The sequence below is a fragment of the Nostoc sphaeroides genome (assembly GCF_003443655.1).
Classification (GTDB): Bacteria; Cyanobacteriota; Cyanobacteriia; order Cyanobacteriales; family Nostocaceae; genus Nostoc; species Nostoc sphaeroides.
This window is the reverse complement of record NZ_CP031941.1, coordinates 3,653,698-3,675,716: the sequence shown is the minus strand read 5'-3', so window position 1 is coordinate 3,675,716 and position 22,019 is coordinate 3,653,698. Positions and strand designations below refer to the sequence as shown.

21 protein-coding genes are annotated in these 22,019 nt (G+C 41.5%); 10 read left to right on the top strand and 11 right to left on the bottom strand.

The genetic code is table 11. The annotated features are described in order from the left end of the window. Positions 1-62: 62 nt before the first annotated feature. Both D1367_RS16165 and D1367_RS16160 read right to left on the bottom strand, forming a co-directional pair. Positions 63-584 carry a COP23 domain-containing protein gene (locus D1367_RS16165; protein WP_118167337.1) on the bottom strand — a complete coding sequence of 174 codons (522 nt, stop codon included), beginning with the start codon at positions 582-584 and terminating at the stop codon, positions 63-65. A gap of 315 nt (positions 585-899) precedes the next feature. After that, positions 900-2,297, bottom strand: a complete 1,398-nt coding sequence (locus D1367_RS16160) for a serine/threonine-protein kinase (protein ID WP_228674843.1) — start codon at positions 2,295-2,297, stop codon at positions 900-902. 336 nt (positions 2,298-2,633) lie between these two features. Between D1367_RS16160 and eno the strand changes: the two genes are divergently transcribed. Next, positions 2,634-3,923 (top strand): phosphopyruvate hydratase, encoded by a 1,290-nt coding sequence (gene eno / locus D1367_RS16155; protein WP_118167336.1) that lies wholly within the window; start codon positions 2,634-2,636, stop codon positions 3,921-3,923. An 83-nt stretch (positions 3,924-4,006) separates the two neighbouring features. On the opposite strand, the gene argC is transcribed toward eno, so the two are convergent. After that, the gene (gene argC, locus D1367_RS16150) at positions 4,007-5,065 is read right to left on the bottom strand and encodes an N-acetyl-gamma-glutamyl-phosphate reductase (protein ID WP_118167335.1); all 1,059 of its coding nucleotides are present in this window, start codon (positions 5,063-5,065) and stop codon (positions 4,007-4,009) included. Between the two features lie 366 nt (positions 5,066-5,431). Between argC and ribBA the strand changes: the two genes are divergently transcribed. Next, positions 5,432-7,105, top strand: coding sequence for a bifunctional 3,4-dihydroxy-2-butanone-4-phosphate synthase/GTP cyclohydrolase II (gene ribBA / locus D1367_RS16145; RefSeq protein ID WP_118167334.1), 1,674 nt, complete (start codon positions 5,432-5,434; stop codon positions 7,103-7,105). Between the two features lie 303 nt (positions 7,106-7,408). Here the strand turns inward: ribBA and D1367_RS16140 are convergent, their stop codons facing one another. From D1367_RS16140 to D1367_RS30905, 4 genes are all read right to left on the bottom strand, one after another. Then, positions 7,409-8,287 carry a peptidoglycan recognition protein family protein gene (locus D1367_RS16140; protein ID WP_118167333.1) on the bottom strand — a complete coding sequence of 293 codons (879 nt, stop codon included), beginning with the start codon at positions 8,285-8,287 and terminating at the stop codon, positions 7,409-7,411. 299 nt (positions 8,288-8,586) lie between these two features. Continuing rightward, positions 8,587-8,952: a hypothetical protein gene (locus D1367_RS16135; RefSeq protein ID WP_118167332.1), complete on the bottom strand. Its 366-nt coding sequence runs from the start codon at positions 8,950-8,952 to the stop codon at positions 8,587-8,589. A gap of 131 nt (positions 8,953-9,083) precedes the next feature. Then, positions 9,084-9,311, bottom strand: coding sequence for a hypothetical protein (locus D1367_RS30910; protein ID WP_181984857.1), 228 nt, complete (start codon positions 9,309-9,311; stop codon positions 9,084-9,086). 198 nt (positions 9,312-9,509) lie between these two features. Next, positions 9,510-9,731 (bottom strand): hypothetical protein, encoded by a 222-nt coding sequence (locus D1367_RS30905; protein ID WP_181984856.1) that lies wholly within the window; start codon positions 9,729-9,731, stop codon positions 9,510-9,512. 64 nt (positions 9,732-9,795) lie between these two features. Here D1367_RS30905 and D1367_RS32800 point away from each other — a divergent pair, with 64 nt between their 5' ends. Then, positions 9,796-9,927 (top strand): hypothetical protein, encoded by a 132-nt coding sequence (locus D1367_RS32800; protein WP_276469589.1) that lies wholly within the window; start codon positions 9,796-9,798, stop codon positions 9,925-9,927. Positions 9,928-10,291: 364 nt separating this feature from the next. Further along, positions 10,292-10,591 carry a ferredoxin gene (locus D1367_RS16120; RefSeq protein ID WP_118167331.1) on the top strand — a complete coding sequence of 100 codons (300 nt, stop codon included), beginning with the start codon at positions 10,292-10,294 and terminating at the stop codon, positions 10,589-10,591. 585 nt (positions 10,592-11,176) lie between these two features. Here D1367_RS16120 and D1367_RS16115 read toward each other — a convergent pair. Next, on the bottom strand, positions 11,177-12,766 hold the full coding sequence (locus D1367_RS16115) for a SpoIID/LytB domain-containing protein (protein ID WP_228674847.1): 1,590 nt from the start codon (positions 12,764-12,766) through the stop codon (positions 11,177-11,179). Between the two features lie 286 nt (positions 12,767-13,052). Here D1367_RS16115 and D1367_RS16110 point away from each other — a divergent pair, with 286 nt between their 5' ends. From D1367_RS16110 to D1367_RS16095, 4 genes are all read left to right on the top strand, one after another. Then, positions 13,053-13,316, top strand: coding sequence for a ParB N-terminal domain-containing protein (locus D1367_RS16110; RefSeq protein ID WP_118167330.1), 264 nt, complete (start codon positions 13,053-13,055; stop codon positions 13,314-13,316). Positions 13,317-13,578: 262 nt separating this feature from the next. Continuing rightward, on the top strand, positions 13,579-14,070 hold the full coding sequence (locus D1367_RS16105; protein WP_109009651.1) for a Dps family protein: 492 nt from the start codon (positions 13,579-13,581) through the stop codon (positions 14,068-14,070). 106 nt (positions 14,071-14,176) lie between these two features. Continuing rightward, positions 14,177-14,875: a nucleotide exchange factor GrpE gene (gene grpE, locus D1367_RS16100; RefSeq protein WP_181984855.1), complete on the top strand. Its 699-nt coding sequence runs from the start codon at positions 14,177-14,179 to the stop codon at positions 14,873-14,875. A gap of 660 nt (positions 14,876-15,535) precedes the next feature. After that, on the top strand, positions 15,536-15,862 hold the full coding sequence (locus D1367_RS16095) for an STAS domain-containing protein (protein ID WP_118167328.1): 327 nt from the start codon (positions 15,536-15,538) through the stop codon (positions 15,860-15,862). Here D1367_RS16095 and D1367_RS16090 read toward each other — a convergent pair. From D1367_RS16090 to D1367_RS16080, 3 genes are all read right to left on the bottom strand, one after another. Next, positions 15,851-16,999, bottom strand: a complete 1,149-nt coding sequence (locus D1367_RS16090) for a PP2C family protein-serine/threonine phosphatase (protein WP_118167327.1) — start codon at positions 16,997-16,999, stop codon at positions 15,851-15,853. The genes D1367_RS16095 and D1367_RS16090 overlap by 12 nt on opposite strands. A gap of 156 nt (positions 17,000-17,155) precedes the next feature. Next, the gene (locus D1367_RS16085) at positions 17,156-17,923 is read right to left on the bottom strand and encodes a DUF1350 family protein (protein ID WP_118167326.1); all 768 of its coding nucleotides are present in this window, start codon (positions 17,921-17,923) and stop codon (positions 17,156-17,158) included. 342 nt (positions 17,924-18,265) lie between these two features. After that, positions 18,266-18,985, bottom strand: coding sequence for a hypothetical protein (locus tag D1367_RS16080; RefSeq protein ID WP_118171511.1), 720 nt, complete (start codon positions 18,983-18,985; stop codon positions 18,266-18,268). A 971-nt stretch (positions 18,986-19,956) separates the two neighbouring features. On the opposite strand from D1367_RS16080, the gene D1367_RS16075 reads away from it, so the two are divergent. Both D1367_RS16075 and D1367_RS16070 read left to right on the top strand, forming a co-directional pair. Further along, positions 19,957-20,520, top strand: coding sequence for a pentapeptide repeat-containing protein (locus D1367_RS16075; protein WP_118167325.1), 564 nt, complete (start codon positions 19,957-19,959; stop codon positions 20,518-20,520). Positions 20,521-20,757: 237 nt separating this feature from the next. After that, complete coding sequence (locus tag D1367_RS16070) at positions 20,758-21,942, top strand: M20 family metallopeptidase (protein WP_118171508.1); 1,185 nt, start codon at positions 20,758-20,760, stop codon at positions 21,940-21,942. The last annotated feature ends 77 nt before the right edge of the window (positions 21,943-22,019 follow it).

The following is a 22,019-nucleotide window of genomic DNA, read 5'->3' as shown; positions in this document are numbered from 1 at the left end:
CCGCTTGAAAATCTCTATACAAATATGTTTAACGAGCATCCCACTACCTATCAAAATTGGTATTAATTTCCTACCTGTGCTGCTTTTTCGTTCAGTAATTTACTCATATCAATGTATATTTGAGAAGAAGCATCTTCAGATTGAAGAAGGGGCCCGCGAGCGCGATAACCAATTTCTACAAGGTTTTGCAGTACTGAACTCGCGTCCCGATGCGACTTAAGTGTGAATAGTAATTGACTACAAGGCCCACCGTATTGACTAGCCGCACATATAACTGCTTGACCATTAGTATAAATACCAGATGTCAGGTAGTTCAAAATACCTTTACCATAGGCATTTTGAAATCTGGAAGATACCTCTTGACACCGTACTTTTGGAGTATAGTTTCCTAACGTTTTAACCCAGCGAATGACCGGAATCTTCTTATTGTTGTAGTTTTTGGCGTATGTAGTCCATACACCATCATCACTTCTTTCACAAAAGTAAGTTTGAGATTGAGCCAAACTGGGTGGACTGATAGTAGCAATACTACTCAGAACAATTGTACCTGCCGTCAGTACTTGCAAAAATAACTGTGGTTTCATCGTTGGTAGTTCTCACTAAAGATGATGAAAGTATAGATACTATGTATTTACCACAGAATGACAACCATATTACATTTTAAAGTAATGTAAAGATTGATTTAGGTATAACCCACTAAAATGAGTTAATTATTTATCAAACATTAATCTGAGAAATAAACTCAACTTTTGTATGTAGTCGAGTTTCTCAAATATCAGTGAAAGATTATTGATAACTGATTAAGCAATTTTTGCCAGCAGATAATGGCTTTTAAGCACTATGAACAAAGAAATAATGTATATTTGCTGATTGAGATTATTTAAGTCCTCATTTACTTACTAATTAATTTCAAAGGAATTAATCATTGTTTGTGCTGTTGGGAAATATTCAGAATATTTAGCTACATCTGCTGTGTAAGTTATTATATATACTTTATTATTTTTCACCATCCAAACTTGCAAGCGTTTAATATTGATTCCATCTTCTTCAAAACTGTAAACAACTTGATAGGCAGGTCTATTTGATAGTTGACTTTTACCCTCTTCACTAATTTTAATATTTGGATAAGACTGTTTTATTTCATCCAAATAAGATTTAGTAAATTCTTCTAGTTCTTTTTGAGCTTCTGGAAAATCTTGAACAATTAAATTAAGATTTTCTAAATAGTTATCTGCATTACCTTCTTTGGGCGAAATGAATTTAACTAAATTGCCAGTAATGCGGTCTGGAGCTACAGTTTTTTCCCAAGATGGGGGATATTTGATACTGATTCCATAAACGGGATTATTATAGATATCCAGGCTATTGTTACGCAGTATGATGATAAACAAAAAGGCAATAACAGTAGCTATAGTAGCAATTCCCAAACCAATAATAGCCCTCTGCAAAAGTGGTTTTCCAAGACGATTAGCAGGTGTCAATTGTCCTAGTGCTTGCAACACTTCTGTTGCCGATTGATATCTCTGTCGAAAGTCATACTTGAGCATCTTGTCTATAATTTCTGCGAACTGTTGGCTAACCTGTGCCTGATCCCGCCAGATAATTTCACCTGTCAAATTATCTCTTGGTAACTGCATAGGATTTAAATTCGTCAGGGCTTCAATACCAATGATTCCAACTGCATAAATATCACTACATAACCTGGGCTGACCTTGATTTTGTTCGCTGGGTATATAACCAGGTGTGCCAACTACAACTGTTGCTATCATTTGTCCTTGAGCATTCACTGTCTGAGAACCGATTTGTTTGACTGCTCCAAAATCAATCAGAACGATCTTCCCATCCTGTTGACGCCGCATTAAATTCGAGGGCTTAATATCTCGGTGGATAACATTATTCTGATGGACGAACTCTAATGCCTCTAAAATATCCTGTAACAAAGCAATTACCTTCTCCTGACTCCATTGCTTGTTTAGATTAATTTCATGACTCAAGTCATATCCTGGAATAAATTCTTGAACTAAATAAAAGTTTTGGTCTTCTTCAAAATGCGCCAACAAGCGTGGAACCCGGTCGTGATTTCCTAAGCGATTGAGTACTTTAGCTTCGGTTTCAAATAGCCGTCGGGCATGGAACAAAGTATTTAAATCTGTACCTTTAGGGGAGAAGTGTTTCACAACACACTGGTCTTGATCGGGCAATTTCCTATCAATAGCTAGGTAAGTAGTCCCAAAACCACCTTCTCCCAGTTTGCTGATAATTTCGTAGCGCCCAGCCAGGATTTTACCTATGATCATATTTACAAGGTATGTTTGATGAATCTGAATTTTGACACGGAATATTATTTGTCGATAGTACAAATGATTGTAACTATTTATATAGTTAGTATACGTAAAGCCGCCTCTCTGCATCGTTGGTAGTGTCAAATTTTACTAGATGCTCACCATTGAAGAAGAAAATGGGTTAAATGAAAGTGAGTTTAATCAAAAGCACAAAATTAAAAATTCATTGACAAAATCTCTAGAAATATTCTTTAATCTCAGCCAATAAAGTCTCTTAACCGCCTATGCTAACGATTGGGTTAGGCAACTGGACTGGATGCGTAACACACTCGAACAAAGGATAAAGTACAGATGAGTAAATTTCTAGATACTACCATTGAAGCGATCGCAGCCCGTGAAATTCTTGATTCACGCGGTAGACCGACAATTGAAGCCGAAGTGCATTTAGCCAACGGTGTTGTAGGACTGGCACAAGTTCCCAGTGGTGCTTCTACTGGCACTTTTGAGGCTCATGAACTGCGTGATGGCGATAAAAGCCGTTATGGGGGCAAAGGCGTACTCAAGGCAGTACAAAACGTCAAGGAAGCACTTGCACCTCAATTATTAGGCTTGGATGCCCTCAACCAAGAACTGCTAGACCGGACAATGATCGCTATAGATGGTTCTGCTAACAAATCCAACTTGGGGGCTAATGCGATTTTGGGGGTTTCCCTAGCAGCAGCTAAAGCTGGTGCTGAGTCTCTGGCAATTCCTCTATATCGCTATTTGGGTGGCCCTTTAGCGAATTTGCTACCAGTGCCGTTGATGAATGTGATTAATGGTGGCGCACACGCATCAAATAACGTGGATTTTCAAGAGTTTATGATTGTCCCAATTGGCGCAACTTCCTTTCGGGAAGCGTTGCGCTGGGGTGCAGAAGTGTTTGCTACCCTTAGTCAGGTGTTAGATGAGAAAGGGTTGCTCACTGGTGTAGGTGATGAAGGTGGTTTTGCCCCTAACCTAGAGTCTAATCAGGTGGCTTTGGAATTGCTAGTTGCTGCCATTAAGAAAGCTGGTTACAAACCAGGGGAAGAAGTAGCTTTAGCTTTGGATGTGGCGGCTAGCGAATTTTACAAGAATGGTCAGTATGTTTACGATGGTAAACCTCACGCCCCGGCTGAATTTATTGATTATTTAGGACAATTGGTTGACCAATACCCTATTGTATCAATTGAGGATGGTTTACACGAAGAAGATTGGCAAAGTTGGCAATTGCTCACCCAGAAGTTAGGTTCACGGGTGCAATTGGTAGGCGATGACTTGTTTGTTACCAACGCCACTCGCTTGCAAAGAGGCATCCAGGAAAAAGCCGCTAATGCCATTTTGATTAAACTCAACCAAATTGGTTCTCTCACCGAAACCTTAGAAACGATTGACTTAGCAACTCGCAACAGTATCCGTTCAGTAATTAGCCATCGTTCTGGTGAAACAGAAGACACAACGATCGCTGATTTAGCTGTAGCAACCCGTGCCGGTCAAATCAAAACAGGTTCTCTCTGTCGCAGCGAACGAGTAGCAAAATATAATCGCTTGCTACGAATTGAAGATGAACTAGGCGATCGCGCCGTTTATGCTGGTGCTGTGGGGTTAGGGCCTAAGTAGAGTTAAGAGTTAAGAGTTAGGAGTTAGGAGTTAGGAGTTAGGAATTTTAATTTATAATTCATCACTCCTAACTCCTAACTGATTTAAGGATAAAACCCCAACTTGGGCAACCCCAAAGTTTCATCCCAGCCCATCATTAGGTTTAGACACTGAATCGCTTGGCCTGCCTGTCCTTTAATTAGATTGTCAATTGCTGACATGACAATCACGCGACCTGTGCGCGGGTCAACTTCTACACCGATATAACAAAGATTACTACCACTTGCCCATTTGGTCTGGGGGTAAACGCCGCTACCGCAGACTCTTACCCAAGGACAGTTGCGGTAGAAGGCTGAGAAAATCGTGATTAAATCATCTCGCACTAGACCAGGATCGCTCATTGTAGCATATACCGTTGCCAAAATACCGCGTACCATTGGGATAAGGTGGGGTGTAAATTGGATCATGAGTTCGTGACCAGCTAAGTCACTGCAAATTTGCTCAATTTCTGGGGTATGACGGTGACGGCCGATATTGTAAGCTGCGATGGAATTATCTGCTTCAGCTAGTAATAAATTAGTTTGAGGTTGGCGTCCACTGCTAGATGTACCAGACTTGGCATCGATAATAGCTGTTTCTGGCAGGATTAAACCTTGCTTTAAGAGTGGCGAAAGTGCAAGGAGGCTAGCGGTGGGATAGGAACCAGGACAGCCAACGAGTTGAGCTTCGGCAATGCGATCGCGATAAAGTTCTGGTAATCCATAAACTGCTGTAGCTGCAATTGTGCGATCGCTTCTCTCAATGCCATACCAATTTGTATAAGTTGTCAAATTCCTAAACCGATAGTCTGCACTCAAATCTAGTACTTTACATCCTTTTTCCAACAGTTTGGGCGCGATTTGGCAAGCTAGACCATTTGGTAAAGACAGGAAAACTACTTCACAGCGATGAGCAATTATTTCTGGTTCTACTGCTTCTATTGGCAGGTTAGCTGCATGAGCCAGATGCGGGTAGAGATCCCCGAAGGATTTCCCGATACTGCTCTCACCGCCTAAATAAACCAGTTCGACTTCTGGATGATCCATCAGTAGCCGTACTAACTGTACTCCGCCATAGCCCGACGCGCCAACAATCCCAACGGGTACGCGTCTAAATTTGCCCATGATCTGAAATCCTTATCCCATGAATGGTGAATTCGTTATCAGCTATCAACAATATCAGCGACTAGACGCACAGCGTACAAAACGCCCTAAACGGGGAGATGAGGGATGAGTGGGATGAGGGAGATGAGGGAGATGGGGAGCAGGGGGAGATGACGCGGATGAGGGAGCAAAGGAAGTAAATTCTTCATCCCCCTCATCCTCCTCATCCTCCTTATACCCCTCATCTTTTACTGTCGCTGCATAATGGCAAAAATTGTTCCCACTTTATCAAATCATTGCTAGTCTACTTCTCTGCCTTATAAAGGAGCTACAATCTAAAAGAAGAAATTGTTAAAAAAATTTACGTTGGTAGCTGGAAATTTTTCTGTGTCACAGCCTAATACTAACCAAGCTTTTAAATTTGATTCGATAGATGGCGCTTTAGCAGACCTAAAAGCTGGTCGCGTCATTGTGGTGGTAGATGATGAAAATAGAGAAAATGAAGGCGACTTAATTTGTGCCGCCCAATTTGCCACACCCGACACGATTAATTTCATGGCGGTGGAAGCTAGAGGGCTGATTTGTTTGGCAATGACAGGCGATCGCTTAGACGAGCTAGACTTACCCTTGATGGTAAGCAACATTACAGATACTAACCAAACTGCCTTCACTGTTAGCATTGATGCTGGCCCAGAATTGGGTGTAACCACAGGCATCTCAGCAGAAGACCGCGCCCGCACTATTCAAGTTACTCTCAACCCAGCGACAAAACCTACCGATTTACGTCGTCCTGGTCATATTTTCCCGATTCGGGCTAAAGCTGGAGGCGTACTCAAACGCGCAGGACATACCGAAGCAGCTGTGGACTTAGCTCGACTCGCAGGGCTATACCCAGCAGGAGTAATTTGTGAAATTCAAAACTCCGATGGTTCAATGGCGCGGTTGCAGCAGTTAGTCGAATATGCGAAACGCCACAATTTAAAAATCATTAGTATTGCCGATTTAATCAGTTATCGGCTACAGCACGATCGCCTCGTGTATCGTGAGGTAATTACTAAGCTGCCTAGTCAATTTGGTCAGTTTGAAATTTACGCCTATCGCCACACCCTGGATAATACAGAACACGTTGCAATTGTCAAGGGCGATCCAGCGAACTTTAAAGATGAGCCGGTAATGGTGCGGATGCACTCAGAATGCTTAACTGGTGATGCTTTGGGTTCCTTGCGTTGCGACTGTCGGATGCAGTTACAAGCTGCACTGAAAATGATTGAGGCCGCCGGTCAAGGTGTAGTTGTATACCTGCGCCAAGAAGGACGGGGAATCGGCTTGATTAACAAGCTGAAAGCCTACTCATTGCAGGATATGGGACTGGATACAGTAGAAGCAAATGAGCGTTTAGGATTTCCCGCCGACTTGCGAGATTACGGCATGGGGGCACAAATGCTCATGGATTTGGGCATCAAAAAAATACGTTTGATTACCAATAATCCCCGTAAAATTGCTGGAGTTAAGGGCTATGGGATGGAAGTAGTCGATCGCGTTCCATTGTTAATTGAGGCCAATGACTACAATTCTTATTACCTGGCAACAAAGGCGAAAAAGCTGGGTCACATGTTGTTACAGACTTATCTAGTAACAGTAGCAATTCATTGGCAAGATGACCCGGAAGCTGTGACGGAACGTTATGAACGCCTAGAGAAACTGCGACACTTAGCGAAAACTAATGATTTATTGTTGCAGGAAGAAGCGCGTCCATTAGCGATCGCAATATTTGACGAGCCATCTTTAACAGTACACTTGGGTTTTGATCAGCCAAAAGTTGCTACCTGTGATTGGTATCAACAAAGTGGTCATCCTTATATACAGGCTATCTTCCAAATTCTAGATAACCTCGCAACTTTACCTTACATCCAGAAAATAGAATTTCTGATTTCTTCTGGTTGCGATCCCTTGAGTAATTTACAAGTCCAACTGGATCGACAGACATTTTCGGATGGTACACTGCCTTCATCGATTAGCGATCGCCTAGAGACGCAGCAAATTTATAGCTTTAGCAAATAGCTTGCTTCAATATACCTCTAAGAAGGTTTTACTATGCAAAACCTGTCCCTCACCGAATCGGAGAGGGACAGACTTGAACTTTAGTTCAAGGCAGGGAGAGGTTTTTTGCGTAAGTCCTATATTCCTAAAAATCTTTAGTCTACTTTAGTAGACTTTAGCTATGAGCCTTGAACTTTAGTTCGAGGCGGGCGAGTCAGCTAACAGTTAAGCTACTTTTAGCTTAAGTTGACACCAATGGTCACTGCCGTGCCCTACACCTCGTGATGTAATGTTATACCCCATCTGAATGGGAACCGCTATAAATTATTTACTCACTCTATATATTGGTCTAACCTGACGATAAGTATTAAGTAAGCTCAGAAATTTATTACCATCAAAATTTATCGGGTCAACTTTTTTACCAGAACGGTCTACTAAATGGTGCGTAGTAATGCGATGGTCTGGGACTTGACTTTGAGCAATTAACCAAGCAAGAGAATTATATTGAGCCTCCGTATAGCCGCTATGGGTTTGTTGGCTGCTAGCGTCATAACTATCTGGCGGTGTTTCCAAAGAGACGTGATAAGCAAAATTATTCACAGACGCCGGCAAACTCGGATTAGTCTGCACAGTTTCCACTCCCTCTGGAGTCTCAAATACTGAGTTAGCTGCACCAAAAGCCCGGTTTTCAGGCGGTACTAGATAAACCACCGTTCCGTCTAACTTGATTAAAGCGTGGTAACTTGCTTGCACACTTTCATCAGTATGGGCTACTTGAAAGAAATTAATAGCGCTGGAAGCAGAATAACCAGTTTCATGGAGGACGATAATTGGTTGATTGTTGACAAGAACGCCGTTAACATCTTGGGCATACCGTTCTCCATAGTTACTTGGATCAACCGAAGCAACTTGATAATTAGGTCTGTACTGTGCAAAAGCTTGAGTGGTTACATACCTTGCTACAGGCTTGTTAATCTTGACTGGGGACTTGATAACATTTTGAGATTTCTTCTCTGGCTCTTTCGCTGATTGGAATTGGGCTTGGGGATATTGACTCCAGGCTGTAACCTGTGGATTGGATATATGGGATATTGTCAGATTATTTTGTAATTTTGTCGCTCGTCCAATTAGCAGCACTACAATTAAAGCCATGAACATCAGCGAGATTAGTAGCACCCTAGTCGCCCAGTCTTTAAACCTCATTTTTCTAATAGCCGTAAAATGGTAGATTTTAATTTATAGCTAAACTGATGTGTCTTTTGTAGGGGCGCACTTCTGTAAACCCCTACCGCTTATGGTATCCAAATAATAATCGCCATAACACCTTAATTCTAGTCAAATATACGCTACTAGTATACGTTGGAATGCTAAGTAATTGTTTTAGATGCTTCCTCTGTCTTGGGAGCTATTTAAATGTTCTCAAAACCATTGCTCCAGGTTTAACGAATAGTTGATAAATTGTGTCTCTACAATTCAAGATTGCAATCTTAAATCTAAAATAGTTAGCGTTTATACTCGGCTGCGTGGTGTTCGCATAGCCATAGGTAATGTCCCTCTGGAGTCAAGACTTTCTTTAATCCGCCCCAGTGCTGCTGAGGATCTTTTTCTTCTAAAAGTTGACGCAAGGCACGTAAAGCAGCACCATCAGCGCGTTCTGGATCTAAATCTTCGCTTTTAGGAAATTTGTTTGCTAATTCTAAATCTTCAGATTCTTTGAGTTCAGGTAATTTTGCTGCTAGTTCTTTAAATAGTTCTAAATTATTTTTAAATAGGGTTTCATATTCTTTGGGATCTACCACACCTAGCCAAGGGCCAATTATTGGTGCGGCAAATCTCAAGACTGTGAATAATTTACCAATATAAGGCAATACGGTTCGGTTAAGGCAAGAGACGCGATAAATTGCCGTCTCTACAAAGGACTGATTATTGTAAAGACGGCGATTTATCGCGTCTTTGTGATCTAGGATATGTCATGAAAAAACCTTATCGTTATCCTGTATTAATTCACGAGTATCAAAGACTCGTCGGCGAGTATCAAAGACTCGTTCACGAGTATCAAAGACTCGTCGGCGAGTATCAAAGACTCGTTCACGAGTATCAAAGACTCGTCGGCGAGTATCAAAGACTCGTTAACGGAGTTCAAAGACTCATTCACGAGTATCAAAGACTCGTCGGCGAGTATAAAAGACTCATTCACGAGTATAAAAGACTCATTAACGGAGTTCAAAGGGTGTGTTACGCTTTCGCGCTAACACACCCTGCGATCCAATACTGCGTAGGTTTTGGCTAAAAAATAAAAATGTGTAGGTTGGGTTGAGGAACGAAACCCAACATTTCCAGGGCTTTGTTGGGTTTTACTTCGTTCAACCCAACCTACAAATCTTTCGCGCTAACACACCCTGCGATCGCTCTATAATTGCGATATCTACGACGGGTTACGCACTACCAACGCTACAGGTTGCGATCGCCTTATGGCATATTTAATAACGGGCGATGAAATTGCCAGTGCAGGTATTAGAGTTGAGCCTGTAGTTGGCTGTGAGTCAATTTTTACATCCCGCATTCCTCTCTCAGAGATCAAATGAGGGACTTCCAAGTAAAAAAATATTCCATTGCTATTGTTCACTGTTGACCCTTGACGGTTCACGAGTTTTCAGTCAACAGTCAACAGTCAACAGTCAACGACTTTTGCTATTGTTCACTGTTGACCCTTGACGGTTCACGAGTTTTCAGTCAACAGTCAACAGTCAACAGTCAACGACTTTTGCTATTGTTCACTGTTGACCGTTGACGGTTCACGAGTTTTCAGTCAACAGTCAACAGTCAACAGTCAACGACTTTAATGTGGAATAATTTATTTTTGGAGTTCCCTGAAACAGCCCTACTTTTTAAAGTAAGTTGGGAATCTCTTCTGCGTAAATCCTACAAAATACAAGTAGCATTAATCTTATTAATGTTTTTTATCCATTAAGATATTTTTTTCTAATTCCAAACTGACTAGGGACGGAAATAATATAAATAAAACTTATCGGGATTAGGCAACTAAATTTCATTACTAATCGGGTTCAATTTCCAGTCACATCGTTTAATTTTTCTCGTAGTATCAGAATTGAAGCAAATTTGAACGAGCGGCTAATCCCACAGAAAAGCCGTGACCTTTGCCTAAAAATAACTTATACTACCGTTTGCAAAAGAGAGGATTACTCAATGGCAACTTATCAAGTCAGACTAATCAACGAGGCAGAAGGACTGGACACAACAATTCCCGTTGAAGACGATACTTATATTCTAGATGCTGCCGAAGAAGCTGGTCTTGACCTGCCCTACTCTTGCCGCGCTGGTGCTTGCTCGACCTGTGCAGGTAAGCTCGTAACTGGTGCCGTTGATCAGAGTGACCAGTCATTCTTAGATGACGATCAAATAGAAGCTGGATATGTACTGACCTGTGTCGCTTACCCTACCTCTGATGTGACAATCCAAACTCACAAAGAGGAAGAACTCTACTAAGAGTTAGGCCCCTCAACAATAAATCTCTTGCAAGAGTAAATAATGTTGAAAAAATAGAAGCATCGCATGTAGTGTCAACGCCCTCTCAATGCCGTGTCGATAAAGCGACTTTGACAAAAAGCCTAATTTCGTGTTGAGCAGGAACACAGTAAATATTGTGTTCCTGCTTGATTTTTTAAGTATGGAGTTTTCCCAATACGGTTCGGTTAGGGTTTTTTGATGAAAATTCTAAATCACAAAGACGCGATAAATCGCCGTCAAGACAATAAGTAATCCTTTGTCTTGACGGCGATTTATCGCGTCTTTTGGCTTAACCGAACCGTATTGGGAGTTTTCCGGTTAGGGGACTGACAAATATAGGACTTACGCACTTTACACATTGACCATTATGTGAATGGTCAGCTTGTTAAACTAAAAGTCTTACCCTGCCTCGTTCCCAGGCTGTGCCTGGGAATGCGATCAAGGTGGGCTGCTGCCTACTTGTTTGACTCTAGGCAGAGCCTCCCATAAGAGCATTACAAGGCACAGCCTTGTAACGAGAGGTAATTCACAGTTGGCTGTCTTTGTCAATGCGTAAGTTCTAAATTAAAGTTTAGTCTCTTTGCTGAAAATCTGAATCTGAGTACCAGGATAGTAGAATTGGAGAATTTTTGGACTTGACCAACCTAATTTAGCTAAATTTTGAGCGCCAGTTTGACTCAAGCCGACTCCATGTCCTAATCCACCACCAATAAAAGCGTATCCCCACAGTTCGGGTTTTCCTTTGTTCAGGGCTTCTATGTAAAATAGCGTACTTCTAGGAGCAGCAAAGGCACTACGAACTTCGTCTTTATGGAGAACAAAGGTGCTGTTATCAGTTTTAACGGCAAGTTCAAGGATACGCCCACTCTGGCTTCGCTTCACTACTGCCATAGCCTGAATTGTCTTAAATTTGGCATGGGGACTGTTTTTCACCTGCAAAAATTTCTGCAAGTCCTTGGTAATATCCTCTAAAGAGGTTTCCTTATGCCAACGAAACATATCCCACTTGCTTTCATTAAATCCTTGTTGGATATTAATAAATTTTTGGAAGTTCTTTTCATCTGCTAAACTCTGCTTAGACAAGTTCCAAAAATTAGTTGCAGCATCGAGTACAGGGCGCAGATAGGGACGATCGTCACCATTCCAGACATCGCTGAAGGAGGCGGTAACTCCACCAGTAGTAGAAGAATAAAGGGCATCTACTAGTTCGTTTTTATAGGTTACTACCTTACCTCTAGTTGAGGCGATCGCTCGGTCTGTTTTGGCTACCGCTCCATTTAGCCCATAATAAACTTGGCAATGAGTATCAGCACACAACTGATAGTTATCTGCTGCGAACCTGCGTAAATTTCTTAAAGCATAAGTCCGGGCGAGAATTGCTTGGGCTTCTAGCGCGGCTGTTGGTGCATCCGTGCCTATTTCGTAAGGCACAACCCCACGCAAATAAGTTTCTAAAGGAACTTGGTTAACTAAAGTGTATGTGCCATAAGCATTTGGCTGCAAATTCATTCGCCCAGCATAAAGACGAGCATTTTCAGGTTTCTCGCTTTTATTCACCCGAATCAAGTTTTTATCAGTACTAATTTCCAAATCATTCGGGCTATAGCGCTTACCATCCACCACCCAACTAACTCGCGGTACTTGTTTTAAAACTTTAGTATCAAGATATACTTGTTCTTTGGTAGAAGCTTGGATGTTTTGCAATAACAAGCGTCGCAGTAAAGGAGTGCTATAAACATCTCGTTTTGCCCAAACCTGCCAGCGTTCTGGCTGGGCTATTTCCACTTCCATTCCTTGAGAACGCCATTTATTCGCACTGTCTTCCGCAGTTTCAAAGGTGCGGTATGTGCCTAAAATTACCACTTCCTCAACTGTTGGCTGGGGTAAAGCTTGCATGACTGTTTCCAGCTTTACAGGATTTTTGGTAACCAAAGTTTGCTGCTTATTGCCCGCAATAAATTTTAGCTTTAAGCGATCGCCTTTTGTGGGTTCTAGTTGCAGCTTGGCTGAGGGTTCTGAGCCAAATCGCTGCACAATCCCAATTTTCAGTTCCATACCCTGCATGTTACTCTCTGGCCCTGATGCAGCAGTTAGTCCCAATAGACAAAATGTGGCCAGTACAGTGTGGGAAAAACGCCAAAGCGAAAATTTCATCGCTACCTGATAGCGTACCCCTACTCTTAAGCAAGCTACGTGCAGCGCGTTGCCCTGAGCTTGCCGAAGGGTCTCCAAAAGTTGCGATAGCGAGTAATCGATCGTCTTCTGCCCCTTAATGCGGTGTTGGAGCGGATTTTTTAATTGCTTTGTAGTGCGGTTTTTTTGTCGCATGAGTGCTCCAATGATACCATTAGCAGTTTTGCCCAAACACGTTGCAAAACGTAGTCATAATGACTATGATTTATTTAGAGACACAAAACAGAACTAGTTGGATAAACTCCTTATGGTTAGAGTCCAAGAAATTCCATTAAATCAGATAAAACGGCCGTTGCCCCGTGCAAACGATCCAAATAAAGTGCAAGCTTTAATGGAATCGATTGCGGAGATTGGGCAGCAAGAAGCTATAGATGTCCTAGAAGTAGATGGACAATATTATGGCTTTTCTGGTTGCCATCGGTATGAGGCTTGCCAGCGTTTAGGCAAAGAAACCGTTTTAGCCAGAGTTCGTAAAGCACCCCGCAGCGTTTTAAAGATGCACTTGGCGTAGAGAATGGGAATGGGGAGCAGGGGAGGCAGGGGGAGCAGGGGGAGCAGGGAGGCAGGGGGAGCAGGGGAGGCAGGGGGAGCAGGGGAGGCAGGGGAGGCAGGGGAAGCAGAAGAATTAACTTAAACCAATGCCCAATGCCCAATGCCCAATGCCCAATGCCCAATGCCCAATGCCCAATGCCCAATGCCCAATGCCCAATGCCCAATGCCCAATCCCCAATGCCCAATCCCCAATAACATATAACCTAAATTAGGAGAAAATTATGTCATCGAAAGTAACAGTCAAAAATGTAAATATAGGCATTGACGAGGCGAGTAGGGCTAAAATTGCCGAGGGTTTATCTCGCCTGTTGGCTGACACTTATACACTTTATCTGAAAACTCATAACTTCCATTGGAATGTAACGGGGCCGATGTTCCAAACATTGCATTTGATGTTTGAGACACAGTATACAGAATTAGCTTTAGCAGTTGATTTAATTGCCGAGAGAATTAGAGCGCTTGGCTATCCCGCGCCAGGAACCTACAGCGAATATGCCAAACTGAGTTCGATTCCAGAAACTCCCGGAGTTCCGAAAGCTGTGGAAATGATCGGTTTACTAGTGGAAGGACAAGAAGCCGTAGTCCGAACTGCACGCTCTATTTTCCCCGTGGTAGAGGAAGTTAACGACGAACCTACCGCCGATTTATTAACTCAACGGATGCAAGTACACGAAAAGACAGCTTGGATGTTGAGAAGTTTACTGGAAGAATAGGGACTGGGGACTGGGGACTAGGGACTGGGGACTAATAAAGACTTAATTTTTTTGCCAATCCCCAATACCCAGTCCCCAATACCCAATACCCAATACCCAATTCCCAATGCCCAATTCCCAATTCCCAATACTTCGACTTCGCTCAGTACAAGTGCCCAATTCCCAAAAGTTGCAAGATTTAATGCAGCAGGTGGGTATTCCTAGTTTTAAAGCGCTGAGTCGGGCTGCTGGTGTCTCAGAGCGTCAACTTTTGCGGTTACGCCAAGGAAAGCTAGAGCAGATGCGGGTAGATGTACTGCTTAAGCTGTCGCCAGTGCTACAAATTTCATTGAATGAATTAATCGCAACTTTTTCAACCGTAGAGTTGTTACCAGAGAAAGCAGCGCCCACTCAGGAATTATTAGAAGAAATTGCAGATTTAAGAAAAGAGTACCAGCGATCGCAACTTCAATTAGAACAACAGCGAGATATATTACTACAAGAACTCCAGCAGTCGAGTTTGCAACTGCTGGAGTCTTTATTATTGCAATGGCCAACCGCAGCACAGAAAGCCCAGGAGAATCCCCAACTAGCAGCAGTCAAAATAGTACCGTTGGTGCAAAAACCTCTCGAAAAGCTTTTACAGGCGTGGGGGGTAGAAGCGATCGCACCCGTGGGAGTAGAATTACCTTATGACCCCCAACTGCACCAATTGATGGAGGGAACAGCACAACCTGGAGAAATAGTCAAGGTGCGCTACACGGGTTATCTTCAAGGTGAGAAGCTGCTTTATCGAGCTAAAGTAAGTCCTCTTAGAGAGAGCTAGAAGAAAAATTTTCGCTTTCCCCCAACGCCTCCAAAGCTTTTTACTTGTTCGCGTAATTCCGCGTTGCCTAAAGTCAGGTAGCCGCCTCCTGCCTCGGCTACAAAACCGCTTATCTGAACTGTATTGCTGCTGAAACCAAATTTTTTTGCTAAAGTTTCTTAATCTAGACAGGAATTATTGCAATTATGTAAGTAATCGGACATAAATAAATGTGAATGCTAATTACTATCATACAAAGCTGCACATTAATGCCTTCAAGCTGGAAGTCTGGGATTAGATAAACAAAGCCTGCCTTTGCAGGCTATTTTGATAATGTTTATTGAACAAATTTCCGTTTTCCAAAAATATTTGGCAAATTATCCGAAAAGCTGGAACTTTTACTTGTAGTTCAATATTATGCTCCAAAGATAATATATATCCCCGTTATTTTAGTTGATCATTTGCTAGTTATTAGGCAATACTTAGTTACATAAAAATTAGTTTTTTATAAACAATAAAATAAAAATTTTATTGTTTATATTTACTGATTTTAGTATTACTTATTCATAAGCATTCAGCAGTAACCTATGATTTTTTCTTGTCAGCATTTTTAAATTTTATATGATCGGGATATAATAGCAAAATCAGAGCATCATTTACAAAAATCAACATGACATAATTATGATAGAACAAGTGAAAATTATTAAGCTCACCGGGAATTTAAACGCCACAACTTCTCAAGAATTTCGACAAAATATTACTGAAACCTTAAAAGGTGGTACAAAAATTGTGTTAGTCGATTTTAAAGATGTAACATTTATGGATAGTTCAGGTTTGGGAGCTTTAGTATTAGCTTTTAAAACCTTGCGGGCAGCAGATAGTAAGCTTGTTCTCTGCTCAATTAATGAACAAGTCAGGATATTATTTGAACTGACTAATATGGATAAAGTATTTGAGATATTTCCTAGCCAAGACGCATTTAATCAGGTTTTAGTCTCAAAGACTTAATGAATCAAACTTAATTTGCAAGATAGATAAATCATCATCAAAAGCATCTTTGGAGTTCAGAGCGATTAAATAACTCAGTACGCGATCAAGTTGGGAATCAATCGGATTTTGTAAACTAACTAGTAGCTGAATAAAAGCATCCAAACTCCAAAGTGTACCATCTGATTTAGTGATTTCATAAGCACCATCACTAAAAATGTAAAGGGTACTGAATTTTTCAATATTGCAAAATCCATCAACATATTTTGCTTCTGGAAACATCCCAACTGGCATACCGGGAGTTTTCAAGAGTTTAACTTCAGACTTTCTTGGAGATGTGCCAGTTACTAAAACTGCTGGTGGATGACCTGCACTAGCATAAATTAACTCGCCGTTGGTTCGGTTGTAAACTCCGTACCAAATCGTAAAGTATTTGTCATTTTGATAATTCATCTGAAAGGTATCATTCAAAGCCTTCAACACATCACTAGGTTGGTAATAATTTAGGCCTTTGAGCGCACGGGAACGCAGCAGATTTAGCACTGAAACAGAGGGAAGAGTAGCTTTGAGTCCATGTCCGGCAGTATCAAGTAAGTAAATTGCCAGACAATCATCATCAAGCCAATAGTAATCGAAACAGTCACCGCCGAGTTGCCGTGAGGGAATGAATCGGAAATTTATATTGAAGGGTTCAGTCATGGAAAAAGGCAGTAGCGATCGCACATATTCTGCGGCTTCTGACATTTCTGATTCTAAAAGCAACTTTTGAGCCTGCAAATCTCTACTCAACTGATGCAAACGTAATCCCGCTCTTACCCGTGCTTGTAATTCATTATGCTCGATAGGTTTAGAAATAAAATCATCAGCACCAGCATCTAGACCTTTGACGCAATCAGCAACCGAATCTAAGGATGTTAATAAAATAAAGAATGTGGTGGAAAATTTGGGATCTTTCTTAATGTGGTGACAGACTTCCAGACCAGTTAACCCCGGCATGATCCAATCACAAATAATTAGTGCTGGACGGTAAACTAGTGCCTTTTCTATCCCTTCCTCACCGCTACTGGCAGTCACTACCTCATAACCCTGTTTTTCCAACATCCTTTCCAGAAGTATTTTTATTGAATAATCATCATCAATTACTAATATTTGAAACATAGACAATTGTAGTAAACACTAATTAATAAATTGCTGTAAAAATAGAAAATAAAAATAGTTTCCGGGCTAATAAGTTAGTAGTATGAATATACATATACTACTAACTCATTTCTATTCTTTCGTCGAATTTATGACTTTTTAATTAGTCATAAAAAATTATGGGGGTGCAAGAGGGTTCACCCACAAGAGGATGGTATTTTTTAGCTGGTTCAAGTCGCGGTATGCTTCTTGTTTGAACCATTGCCCTAAGGCATCAAAGGGGGTGAAAGATGTTCCAGTTTGCCATTTAATGTCTTGACCTAGTGGTGTTGTGTGAGTTCCTGGTAACGTTTGTGTTGTCACCATTTGATCAAAGCGTTCTTGCAAGATTTTGGTTAAAGCTGCGGATTGGTCAATGGTGTCATTGCTAAATTTTATTAATAAATTGCGCCTGATGTCGTAACGCTCTTGGACAAGCTGGTTGGTTTCCAATGGCGAGGGGGTAAACTCGATTTTCAAAGTAGAATTAAATTGTTCTACTAAGGGGATAGCTTCTTTAGCGGCGTAGTTGTTGAAGGATATTAAAATATTGCCTGCGCGTTCTACTTTAAAGAGGCTACCAATCAGCAAGTGAAGTTTACAGCCCATACTGTGCCCAATGCCGTAGATTGGGTAGTAAAGCTTACGTAATGCCCCAGAATCTTGTAGACGTTCGAGGGTGCGGTCAAAGTTTAGCAGCACAGATTTTGCGATCGCAGTATGATCTAATGTGTTGACGAAAGGCGTAGCAATTACAACATAACCTTTACTTGCCAATTGTTCCAGTAACCAGCGATAAGTGATGTGCGGTGCGGTGGCGACAAATGCACCTCCTAAAAAATGGATGATACCTACGGGATTTCGGGGAATGATTACCCAGTTACCTCTGACTTCTTTCCAGTCCATGCTGATAAGCGATCACTTGCTTGATATTCTTTATGTTAGACCGGCGATCGCAACCGTGGGAAGGATTATAGAAAAAGCCATTGAGAATATCTGGCGAGTAGGTTGAAAGTCAACCCACCCAGCGTGTCTATGGACTTATCAGAACCATCTACGCTTTTTCCAACTCTTACTGAGTACTGAGTGAATTCAGCAGTGCTTTCTAAATCTCAATTACCTTAGCGTAGCGTCTCGTAGAGAGCATCATTAGGAATTATGAATTACGAATTACGAATTACGAATTACGAACTTGTACTGAGCGTAGTCGTTGGCGCAGCCTCTCGTAGAGAAGTATTACGAATTATCTTAACGCTGAGTCTGTAATCTTTTCATTTCGTGTTGCACATCTAATGCAATCTGTAATGCTTCATTGAGTAACCTTCCATGCTCAGTAGCTTGTTCATTTACTTGCATGGCTGTTAAAGTTGCTAAATTGTTGACGAATAACTCTGTATTACTAAGGATAAAGCTCTTATTTTCTCTCAAAATTCTTTCTGTCTTCAAAGCGCGAACTAAATCTGATTTGGTGAGTTTTAGTGCTTCGATAACACTTGCTCTTTCCTTTATAAGCACTTCTGGATTACCAGCTTCTTCTATTTGGTCATTGATATCTATTGCTCTAATAACAGTATTATATCTTTCAACATCGGTTAACAGGATTTGCAGAGAATTTGTCATATTAATTTTGACAATTTTACTTCTACTTTTCCATATTAAATATAAGATAGTTTGTGTCAAACCGCCAATCCATAAGACTAAAAGCGTTAATAATAGCCAGGATGGAATTGTTATCCATGCTACAAATATTTTTATAAAAATATCAAATAAAAGGTAGCCAAAAACAAATGTAGCAAACCCAATAAAAATTACAGTTGCTCCTTCCGAGCTTTTAATTTTTTGAATGTATAAATTTACTAGTTTTTTCAGAGGATTTGTAATAATTATAATTTGATCATTGACAGGTAAATTAGTGAGCTTTTGCAGATCATCCTGACTAATTTCCAAGCCCTGTAAATCATCCCGCACAGCTTTTAAATCCTTGCCAGAATAGTTATCTAATCTAATATAGCAATCAAATTTCTGGAATGCTGGCATTTGTCTAAACTTTTTCAGCCAAGTTAATACTTTTAGGCGATCTCAATAATTTTTGTACAATCTGATACTCTTTTGCCAAGATAACTATTTCTACAAAAAATCAATTGCCTGTAAGTGCAATGAAAGTACAACATCTTATTGTCCTGGTAAACAGCCATTTACAATTAGAATAAAGAATAATATAAAACTCCACAAAAACTGATATCTTGCAGCATTCTCGATTAGCATCATCGCCCACCCAGAAATAAATTGCAGAGGCTCAAATTAAAGCTAAAACTTTCTCAAAGTCAACTTTTTTTAATTTAGTCCAAAGCGGTGAGCCATTCGAGTGGACGGATTTCCCGGTATAAGGGAACTGGCGTCAGCGTAGCGGTAGGGGAACTCCAAGAAATAAATTATCCAATATTGTGGGGTGGATATTTTTTATTTGGAAGTCCATAGACATCTGACTTTTCACGGCATGTGGAAAACCTCACTTCTATTTCTCTCTTCCTTTAAGGAGAGAGACTTTGAATTTTCCCACTTAGAGTGTCGGGAAGCTTGCTCGGGGTTAGGTTTTTCGTGGGCTTTCCTACATAACGTGAAAAGTCAGCATAGCCATAGCGCAGCGTAAAGCCTTCTCTTCTGGCAATATCCAAAAACAAGATCCCCCTAGTCGTGTTTTTCATCGATCTAGGGGGATCACATATATGGTAGTCTATAAGAGGTTCGGTATAGTTGCTTACGAATCGATTCTATAGCCTATATTTCAGTTTGAGTAGTCTTACTCTTAGAATTTATAGTATTTTTACAGCTTCTTAATCAATGCTTCATCCCTGTTGTTCCTTAGGGAGGCGGTATATGTAAGTATGACAGTATGCAATGTGCGTCACTTGTCATTTTTGTGGATATCTGTAAAAAATATGAAACTCAAGATTGTCGCTACCGTTGCCCTGTTAGCCTGTTTTGGGTTTGCAGAGCAAGCCCTTGCATTAAATCAGCTAGATTTGGATCAGTTGAAGGCAACAAGTGCCTGTCCCAGGTGTAATTTGAGTGGTGCTGACCTAACTAAATTTAATTTAACTGGAGCAAATTTGCGAGGGGCTGACTTGAGTGGTGCTACATTATCTCAAGCTAATCTCACGAATGCCGATCTCACTGGTGCAAATTTAGAAGGTGCGGTTCTGAATACGGCGAATCTCAGTGGTGCTTCCTTAACAGGAGCAAATTTGAAATCAGCATCTCTGGAAAATGCTGATCTATCTAATGCCGGTTTCATCAGCGCCAATTTAGAAGCAGCAAACTTAAAAGACGCCAAATTGCAGTTTACCAATTTTCGGGGGGCTAACTTCCGACTAACAACTCTGGCTAATGGTGTCGTCACCTCCGATATGCCTTATAACTGGTCGTCAGAGAGTCAAAAGACCAGAGAATGTAACCAGTTCAAACCCGAAAATACTTTAGGCACAACCTGCTACTCAAAATAAATTGGGGAGTAGGGAGTAGGGAGTAGGGAGTAGGGAATAGGGAATAGGGAATGGGGAATAGGGAGTAGGGAATAGGGAATAGGGAATGGGGCATTGATTATTTCTCCCTCATCTCCCTCATCCTCCCCAGCCCCCAGCCCCTTTGCTTCTTGCTTGACTTATCCTTGTATAGCAAAAGCATTTTGTTTGTTAACAGTTCTTTATCATGGGAAAAAAGCCTATAGATTAATTGAATCGATGCTTACCCATATTAAAGACTTAGCAGCAAAACTAGCGCCTCGCTTAATTGAAATTCGCCGCCACATTCACTCTCACCCAGAACTGAGCGGTCAGGAGTACCAAACAGCAGCCTTTGTAGCTGGTGTTTTGTCTTCCAGTGGTCTGCATGTACAAGAAGGAGTTGGCAAAACGGGCGTGATTGGGGAACTGCAAGGCACTAGCCAAAATGACCGTTTATTGGCAATTCGCACCGATATGGATGCCTTGCCAATTCAAGAAAGTACCAATTTGGAATATACCTCTCGTGCAGAGGGGATTATGCACGCTTGTGGTCACGATGTCCATACCACTGTGGGGTTAGGAACGGCAATGGTGCTGTCCCAAATGGCTGAGGAGTTGGGTGGGAAAGTGCGGTTTTTATTTCAGCCAGCCGAAGAAATTGCCCAAGGGGCAAGCTGGATGGTGAAAGATGGGGCGATGGAAAATGTCTCAGCTGTATTAGGGGTTCATGTTTTCCCTTCTATCCCCGCAGGATCTATTGGTGTGCGTTACGGGGCTTTGACAGCCGCAGCTGATGATTTAGAAATTCTGATTATGGGAGAATCTGGGCACGGGGCGCGTCCCCATGAGGCGATTGATGCGATTTGGATTGCTTGCCAAGTGATTACTGCACTGCAACAAGCCATCAGCCGGACACAGAATCCTTTGCGTCCTGTAGTATTGAGCATCGGGAAGATTAATGGTGGCAGAGCGCCGAATATAATTGCTGATAAAGTGCAGTTATTGGGAACCGTGCGATCGCTCCATCCTGAAACCCGTGCCCAGCTGCCAAACTGGATTGAAAACATTGTATCTAATGTCTGCCATACCTACGGGGCAAAATATCAAGTCAATTATCGCCAGGGTGTACCCAGTGTCCAAAATGATTATACCCTAACGCAATTGTTGCAATTAGCCGCAGAAGAAGCTTGGAGTAGCGATCGCGTTCAAGTCTTACCCGAACCTTCCCTTGGTGCTGAAGATTTTTCTATGTATTTGGAACACGCCCCCGGTTCCATGTTTCGCTTGGGTGTGGGCTACAAAGAAAGAATCATTAACCACCCATTACACCATCCCCAATTTGAAGTCGATGAATCTGCCATTATCACCGGCGTTGTAACTATGGCATACACCGCTTATAAATACTGTCAGCAAGATTTGTAAACAAAAACTCCCAGCAGATAAGCGCTGGGAGTTTTTGTTCAACTAACTTTTTTTAGCGGATATAGAAAGCCCGAAAG

Bases quoted from the DNA above. Each gene is read 5' to 3' on its own strand.
- D1367_RS16085 (WP_118167326.1), bottom strand. From the start codon at position 17,923: ATGGACTGGAAAGAAGTCAGAGGTAACTGGGTAATCATTCCCCGAAAT.
- D1367_RS16090 (WP_118167327.1), bottom strand. From the start codon at position 16,999: ATGTTTCAAATATTAGTAATTGATGATGATTATTCAATAAAAATACTT.
- eno (WP_118167336.1), top strand. From the start codon at position 2,634: ATGAGTAAATTTCTAGATACTACCATTGAAGCGATCGCAGCCCGTGAA.
- D1367_RS16120 (WP_118167331.1), top strand. From the start codon at position 10,292: ATGGCAACTTATCAAGTCAGACTAATCAACGAGGCAGAAGGACTGGAC.
- D1367_RS16140 (WP_118167333.1), bottom strand. From the start codon at position 8,287: ATGAGGTTTAAAGACTGGGCGACTAGGGTGCTACTAATCTCGCTGATG.
- D1367_RS16160 (WP_228674843.1), bottom strand. From the start codon at position 2,297: ATGATCATAGGTAAAATCCTGGCTGGGCGCTACGAAATTATCAGCAAA.
- grpE (WP_181984855.1), top strand. From the start codon at position 14,177: ATGCCCAATTCCCAATTCCCAATACTTCGACTTCGCTCAGTACAAGTG.
- D1367_RS16110 (WP_118167330.1), top strand. From the start codon at position 13,053: ATGGTTAGAGTCCAAGAAATTCCATTAAATCAGATAAAACGGCCGTTG.
- D1367_RS16165 (WP_118167337.1), bottom strand. From the start codon at position 584: ATGAAACCACAGTTATTTTTGCAAGTACTGACGGCAGGTACAATTGTT.
- D1367_RS16095 (WP_118167328.1), top strand. From the start codon at position 15,536: ATGATAGAACAAGTGAAAATTATTAAGCTCACCGGGAATTTAAACGCC.
- D1367_RS16105 (WP_109009651.1), top strand. From the start codon at position 13,579: ATGTCATCGAAAGTAACAGTCAAAAATGTAAATATAGGCATTGACGAG.
- argC (WP_118167335.1), bottom strand. From the start codon at position 5,065: ATGGGCAAATTTAGACGCGTACCCGTTGGGATTGTTGGCGCGTCGGGC.
- D1367_RS16075 (WP_118167325.1), top strand. From the start codon at position 19,957: ATGAAACTCAAGATTGTCGCTACCGTTGCCCTGTTAGCCTGTTTTGGG.
- D1367_RS16070 (WP_118171508.1), top strand. From the start codon at position 20,758: ATGCTTACCCATATTAAAGACTTAGCAGCAAAACTAGCGCCTCGCTTA.
- D1367_RS16115 (WP_228674847.1), bottom strand. From the start codon at position 12,766: ATGAAATTTTCGCTTTGGCGTTTTTCCCACACTGTACTGGCCACATTT.